The following is a 6,653-nucleotide window of genomic DNA, read 5'->3' as shown; positions in this document are numbered from 1 at the left end:
TTTAGGCGTTAGTGTGAACGAATGAAGCTCATAATAATTTTACTAGTCTGCTTGATTATTCAAGGGTGCAATAAAGATGAAGGCAAATTTCTTCCTAATGGAATTGACATTAAAGAAGCACTTGTAAATTTTAAGTCTCAAAAGAAATTTGTTGAAGACCTAAGTGAACTTTACCCTGGTGCGCCAGATGAACAAACTAGACTTCAGGCTGAAAGCATCATAAATGATGTCGTAGATGAACTACTAGCTTCAAAAGATAACAATTTGAGTGAAAAAGAGTTTTGGACCATTTTGAAGTCAGCTGCAATGCAACTTCAAACCATGGACTCAGAAGAAATGGATCAAGGGTTATATTACATTGAAAAGTTAATGGACATATATGGCATTGAATCATCGGATGGTAGGCTAAATGAGTGGCGTTATGGTTTTGACCCAAGTTCACACTAACAAGTTAAATCATCGGAAAACCACTCGCTGTGCTCGCGTTTTTCGCTGTTTAAAGCGTTCATGTCCGTTATAGCAAAATTATTAGTTCCAGAGTGAGCTTTGTGGATTCTATCGAAACGACCGCTTTTGACCATTTTCAGACTTGGCAGTGGCTGTTTGAAACTCAAATGAGCGTAAGCGGCCTTCAAAACATCGTGCATGCACGGTGCCTACAACCGATGACGATATCACAGAAGAGGAAGCAGATTCTTCCTCCGGCCAGCCTCTCTTGAAAGATTCTTGTAAAATCCCGATAAAGGCTCAGTTTGGTTACTCAATTAGGGTTTTGCGGGCTTAATGTAACCAATATGAGACACTAAAGTTATGTTTAACAGCGTCTTGGGTTGCTGGGTTCGTTGGCGATATCACTTTACTCTGATTATGCCTCGGGCGGGGGAATGTACTTAGCCCGTGGTTAAACACACTAAAACCACTGATTCCAATAGTGTTCGAAAAGTGATGAGCCAAACGCAACTGCGATGGTTAACCCTGTAACAGAGAGCATCATGCTGAAAAAGAGCACAAATGCGGAGCCTCTGAGTATCATGCCAAATTTCCACCAGCCCACATTTTCAATGTCGATTTTCTTAACTTGTTTGATGTAAGTTTGAAACAGTTGGAATCCGGCAAAGAAAAGCAGTACGCCTAATAGCGTGATTTTAAAAACAACATCCATATTTTGTGTGGCAGTCCTCTGCTAACAATGCGACTTGCGTTAACTATCGCTAAGTGAAATACAGACCATCGCATACTTAGTGCGCCAGCACAATCTAACAGTTTACAACCACCCGTGATGCCTGCGAAGTATATGGCAGTTGGGGATTAACCTTATTCAATAAGTCAGCTATCCTGCAGTAATCCTGTGTGGGTAATAATTACTGTTCCCCAGCTAATTAGTCCAATGAGAATTGCAATGAGTACAGCCGCTGAGCCTAAATCCTTGGCAAGCCCCGACAACGGATTAAGCTCAAGTCCCACTCGGTCTATGGTGGCTTCAATAGCGGTATTCACTATTTCTGCAAACAAAATAAATAAAATAGAAACCAGTAGTACGGCCTTTTCAGGCAACGAAATGTCCCAATAAAACAGAATGGCCAGTGACAACAGTAAAAGCAACATCTCCTGACGGAATGCTGATTCATGTTTGGTAAGCCAGTTAATTGCCCGAATGGAGTTACCCATGGCTAACGCTATACGCTTTAAACCAGTGGGTTTATTCGATGTGTCGAAATGCGTTTCTTTGTTTATCGGCATGTTGAAAAAATATCCATTTCTGGTTGATAAGTGGTGCTGTTTACTGCGGTAAGTCCCAGTAAGGTGTCGTATACATTGTCATGCGACAACGGCTTGTCAGCTTGTTCGGATACACATTCCCGATAACTCGCGTCTGCCAGTCCCTGACTCCAGTAAATCAGCGGCACATGCGTTTGCTCAGAGGGAGCAATGCTATAGGGGAAACCGTGTAAATAGAGTCCTTTTTCGCCTAATGATTCGCCATGGTCGGAAATATAAAGCAGAGCGGAATTGGGTATGTTTTTAAGCTGCTCTATCACACTGGAAAGAATAAAGTCTGCGTACAAAATGGTGTTGTCGTAGGTATTAGTGAGCTGCTGCAGATCACAGTTTTGAATATCGCTGCGTGGACAATCTGGGATGAATTGTCGATATGGATCAGAATAGCGTTGATAGTACGTTGGGCCATGTGAACCAATAGTATGAAGCACAATGACCCGGGGCTTTTTGTTGGATTGAGCGGCGAGTGCCTGGGATAGTTGTGTCAGCAGTATCTCATCCTTACAGTACCGGCCATCGCAGAACTGACTGTTTCGGTTGGGATCATACGGTGTATTGGGGATTCGCGTGCAAACCCCTTTGCAACTGCTATTGTTATCTATCCATTCAACGTGGTAACCCGCCCTGTGAATAATATCCAGCGCGTTGTCCTGGCTGAATGCCAAACGGCTGTTGTATTTTTCTCTGCCAAGTCTGGAAAACATGCAGGGTACTGAAATGGCCGTGGCCGTGCCGCACGAATCCACGTTTTGAAAACTAATAACATCCAGCGCTTCCAGCCTGGGATTGGTGTTTCGGGCATAGCCATTTAAACTGAATTTATCTGCTCTGGCTGTTTCACCTACCACCACTATCAGTGTTGTCGGTGTATTATTTGTTTTTTCTGCTATGGCTGGGTGACTGTCTAAAATTCGATAGGGCAGCGGTGGGTACAGATAAGTATCACGTAAAAATTTGTAGCCAGAGTCGTAAAATGCCAATGGTGTTACAAATTTAATCAGTCCCTTATTGTTACGGCCTATCGCGGCATATTCTTTGTAAAGCGTGGCAGCAATAACCGCGATAGCAAGCATTGCAAGCAGGTTAACCTTCAGCAGCATTTTTATATTTGTAGTGAATGCTCCCTTGATTTGCTGAGTAAAAATGGCAAATACAGGAAGCAACCCCAGTCCAATAAAAAAGATAACCAGGCTCATGTTGAGATAAGAAAGGGCTTCACCTGAGTCGGTTTCAACCACATTCTGAATCATGCTTGTGTCAAATAGCGTCCCGTACACCAAAGTGCCGTACAAAAGCAGTGATGACACTATGATGTGAATAGCTAATACGCTTTTGGTAAAAAACAGTGCGCCGGACAACGTGAAGAATATGAGCAGTAACGAGCAAAGTAACACTGGCACGGAAAGAAGAAATAGCCAGTCGCCGATTGTTGATGGCGATGATGCAAGATACACCGCTTTTAAAAATGGGAAGTTTACAACGACAGTAAAGAAGACACTGGTGATCACTAACAACTGTGAATTGGTAAAACGCCGCTTTTTAGATAACGTTGCGAACACAACTACCTCGCACTAAAACATGTTGCATTAATGCTAGGTAATAACGCTGTGGAAACACTTAAGCTTAACTTTGAATGCGGTTATTAATTTATAACTGTAATAACAACAATCTATTAGGTTGAAACGCTCGTTGAGAGCGATGGAAAATTGTTAGGGAGTATCTTGTTGATACCACTAAATCAGAGTTGAACGCTATTTACCTTTGTGAGACCGCAAGCAAATCGCCAGATAAGCCGGTTATTCTTAGGTTTGACTGAAGAATCGCTGATAAATACCCTGTGATACTTCGTTAGCCGCGGTCTTCAGACAAACTTAAGAATACAGAGCTACACTCTTTATCGGAGCAATTTAAATAAACAGAATATGCGAATTTTACTGATTGAGGATTCTGATGCGCTAAGGAAGAGCCTGACCGTTGGATTACAAAAACTAGGCTATGCCGTAGACACAGCCGCAACGGGCACAGAGGGGCTGAATATGGCCCTGATTGGCGACTATGACATTTTAATTTTAGATCTGATGCTGCCTCACCTGAATGGCATGGAAATACTGAAGGTCGTTAGAAAGCAGAACGTAGAAATTCGCATTTTGATCCTATCTGCTAAATCTGACCCAGACGACAAAGTCAGCGGTATTCTGGCAGGTGCGGATGATTATTTATCCAAGCCGTTTTCCTTCGATGAGTTAACCGTGCGTTTGATCAATCTGATGCGCAGAGGCAAGCTGCTTTACAGTAATGACGAAGTTGTTGTGAATGATTTTGCCCTTGATTTGAATAGCAAGGTAATGCGCTACAAAGGTGAGCAACTGGAGCTTACACCCAACGAATTTAAGATAATCGAATGTATTTTCCTGAACAAAACACGGGTGATAACACCCGAACGCCTCAGCGAATCAATAGCAGGAAGCTACGACAGTATTTCAAAAAATGCTATCGAAGTTCACCTTTCTTGTGTGCGTCGCAAAGTCAGGGAGTTGGGAGGCGAATTACCTGTGAAAAGTAAACGCGGATTCGGCTATATCGTTACTGAGAATACATGAGATCAATTTATAAAACGCTGACCCGACGTCTGTCACTGGCCATTTCAGTATTGGTGATCTCGGTATTAATTATTGCCGATGTTGCAGTGGATGGCTGGATTGAAAATCAATTTAATAAATCGATGTTAGAAAAAGTCGGCATGTTGGAAACCCTGGTCAAGGAAGATGCAGAGGGTGTTGAATTTGATTTTGCCGGTGAGTTTATGCCGGAGTTTGAAGGTACGGGTGATCCGGAATATTTTCAGTTATGGCGCAACAGTGAGATTTTCGAAAAATCCGATACGTTGAGCTTGGTGAGCGAGAATTCACTGTTATTTGTGGATCTGCCACTCGATACATTTCATCTGGAAGATTACACCTTGCCCGACGGCAGAACGGGGCGGATTGCCTATATTCGCTTTATTCCGCAAATCGACTCAGACAAACGTGCTGATTTTTACCAACAGCAGGGTGACACTCCACGCAATACAATGACTCTCGCTTACGCAGCGTCAACGGAAGAGTTGTACTACGCACTTTGGTTAATAGATGGTTCTTTTATTCTGGCATTAATTCTGGTGCCATTGATTATTCGTTTCACAGTAAAAAACACGGTCACCTACGCACTTAATCCACTTAATGAGCTTAATACGAAAATTAGTAGGCTAAATTTCGGCAGTGAAAATCTGAGTTTGTCACTGGATAGATCAGTAGAAGAACTGCAGCCAATTGTGAACAGTATAAATCGTTTCATAATCGAAAATTTGAGGCTCTACGAACAGCAAAAACGGCTTACCTCCGACATTGCACATGAGCTCAAAACACCGGTGACAGAGTTAACAACATTATCTGAAATTGCCATGCGATTCCCGGGCGATGAATCACTGGAAGCATCGTTTAAGCCCGAAGTGTTGTCGATTGCCCATCGAATGAAATCAATTATTACCGGTATCCTGACTATTCATGGTTATTCCGGTAAACAACTCGATTGTTCCACAGTGGTCAATGTGCAAGCATTGTTAACACGAATTATTCGCCAACAAAACACCAATAGAATAGTGTTGATTGCAGAGGAAGGTGTTGCGTTTGAAATCACTAGTAATCTGTTTGCACTGGAGTCTGCGTTTACCAATTTGCTTGCCAATGCCTTGCAACACAGTAAGCCTGAAACAACGGTAAAGTGTCGAATCGAAAAGCACTCTCACAACGCATTGCTGGTACATTTTAGTAATATTCCTTCAGATGACTATTCTGAAAAGGATCTCAATCAGTTCTTCGAACCCTTATGGCAGAAAGACGCAGCCAGAACGTCCACTGAGAATTTCGGATTAGGTTTAACCATTGTGTCTGTATTGATTAAGGCTATTGGCGGCAACATTTCCGTGAGACTGGATGGTAACGTTATTTACTTTAGTGTGCAGTTGCCTATTGGCGAGTGAGCCCGATTTAATTACCAGGCTGTAAACGCTGAACCTGAGCATGAATAAAATGCCGGAGCGTGCCGAGTTCTTCGTCAGGAAAATAGCGCATAGCGTATTTTTCGAATGTCCCTGACCGGTAGTACTCATACAAAACCGCGTTAACGTCTTTTATAAACTGCACGGATTCCGGGTGTTTACTGCACATGATGTGGCCGGTTATGTAGGGCGGATTGTTTGCCAATGCAAAGCTGGTGTAGTGTTGCAGTGGTGTGTCTGAATTTTTCAGCGCGCTTGGGATTAGTAAGGCAAACTGCCCACGTTCCTGATTAAACATTTTGAAATATAAGTCATAGGGGTCGGATGCGCCTAAATAATACCGCTGGGAATTGTCGATATGGGTAATTTCGGCATCCAGGTACTGCCCGTAAGAGTGCCCCGTAATCAGAAGTAAAACCCTGTCTTTGGCATCTTGAAAAATGGCAGATACTGACGCTACTTCGCCCTCTTTGTTCAGATAATTGTCTCTAATCGTTGCAGTGTATTCCTGTTGCACGTAGAGCTTGTGAGACAGATACACATCAGTAGCTTCGCTAAACAAATAGTGCTTTTCTCTTTCTTCAGTGCGAACTTTCATTATCTGACACGCTGCAGTGTCGGGCGTAAGTAATTTTTCGGCGCGGATTTGATTTTCGAAATATATATCGGGAAACCTGTCCAGGTGTGACAGCACATAGCGGTAACTATCGCTAATGAGTGAACCTGATGGCAAATCAGAATTCACTAATACGTTCCGGGTGACTTGATTGTCGGTATACAAGGTCACCTCTGCGAAACCAGCAGCAGGCAGGAATAAGTTTGAACAAGCTAACGCTAA

7 protein-coding genes are annotated in these 6,653 nt (G+C 42.9%); 3 read left to right on the top strand and 4 right to left on the bottom strand.

What is annotated here, in order from left to right:
* The first annotated feature begins 21 nt into the window (after positions 1 to 21).
* On the top strand, positions 22 to 447 hold the full coding sequence (locus FJ444_RS19460; protein ID WP_140961268.1) for a DUF4844 domain-containing protein: 426 nt from the start codon (positions 22 to 24) through the stop codon (positions 445 to 447).
* A 463-nt stretch (positions 448 to 910) separates the two neighbouring features.
* Here the strand turns inward: FJ444_RS19460 and FJ444_RS19455 are convergent, their stop codons facing one another.
* From FJ444_RS19455 to FJ444_RS19445, 3 genes are all read right to left on the bottom strand, one after another.
* Positions 911 to 1,162: a hypothetical protein gene (locus FJ444_RS19455; protein ID WP_140961266.1), complete on the bottom strand. Its 252-nt coding sequence runs from the start codon at positions 1,160 to 1,162 to the stop codon at positions 911 to 913.
* 164 nt (positions 1,163 to 1,326) lie between these two features.
* Positions 1,327 to 1,740 carry a diacylglycerol kinase gene (locus tag FJ444_RS19450; protein ID WP_140961264.1) on the bottom strand — a complete coding sequence of 138 codons (414 nt, stop codon included), beginning with the start codon at positions 1,738 to 1,740 and terminating at the stop codon, positions 1,327 to 1,329.
* Positions 1,731 to 3,338 (bottom strand): phosphoethanolamine transferase, encoded by a 1,608-nt coding sequence (locus FJ444_RS19445; RefSeq protein ID WP_140961262.1) that lies wholly within the window; start codon positions 3,336 to 3,338, stop codon positions 1,731 to 1,733. Before FJ444_RS19445 ends, FJ444_RS19450 begins: the two co-directional genes overlap by 10 nt.
* Before the next feature lie 363 nt (positions 3,339 to 3,701).
* Here FJ444_RS19445 and FJ444_RS19440 point away from each other — a divergent pair, with 363 nt between their 5' ends.
* Together FJ444_RS19440 and FJ444_RS19435 are read left to right on the top strand one after the other, a co-directional pair.
* Positions 3,702 to 4,379, top strand: coding sequence for a response regulator transcription factor (locus FJ444_RS19440; RefSeq protein WP_140961260.1), 678 nt, complete (start codon positions 3,702 to 3,704; stop codon positions 4,377 to 4,379).
* Positions 4,376 to 5,797 (top strand): HAMP domain-containing sensor histidine kinase, encoded by a 1,422-nt coding sequence (locus FJ444_RS19435; RefSeq protein ID WP_140961259.1) that lies wholly within the window; start codon positions 4,376 to 4,378, stop codon positions 5,795 to 5,797. The genes FJ444_RS19440 and FJ444_RS19435 overlap by 4 nt, the downstream gene beginning before the upstream one ends.
* A gap of 7 nt (positions 5,798 to 5,804) precedes the next feature.
* On the opposite strand, the gene FJ444_RS19430 is transcribed toward FJ444_RS19435, so the two are convergent.
* Positions 5,805 to 6,560 carry a hypothetical protein gene (locus FJ444_RS19430; RefSeq protein WP_140961257.1) on the bottom strand — a complete coding sequence of 252 codons (756 nt, stop codon included), beginning with the start codon at positions 6,558 to 6,560 and terminating at the stop codon, positions 5,805 to 5,807.
* Between the last annotated feature and the right edge of the window lie 93 nt (positions 6,561 to 6,653).

This window comes from Aestuariibacter sp. GS-14, assembly GCF_006494365.1.
Taxonomy (GTDB): Bacteria; Pseudomonadota; Gammaproteobacteria; order Enterobacterales; family Alteromonadaceae; genus Alteromonas; species Alteromonas mangrovi.
This window is presented reverse-complemented; position numbering and strand designations above follow the sequence as displayed.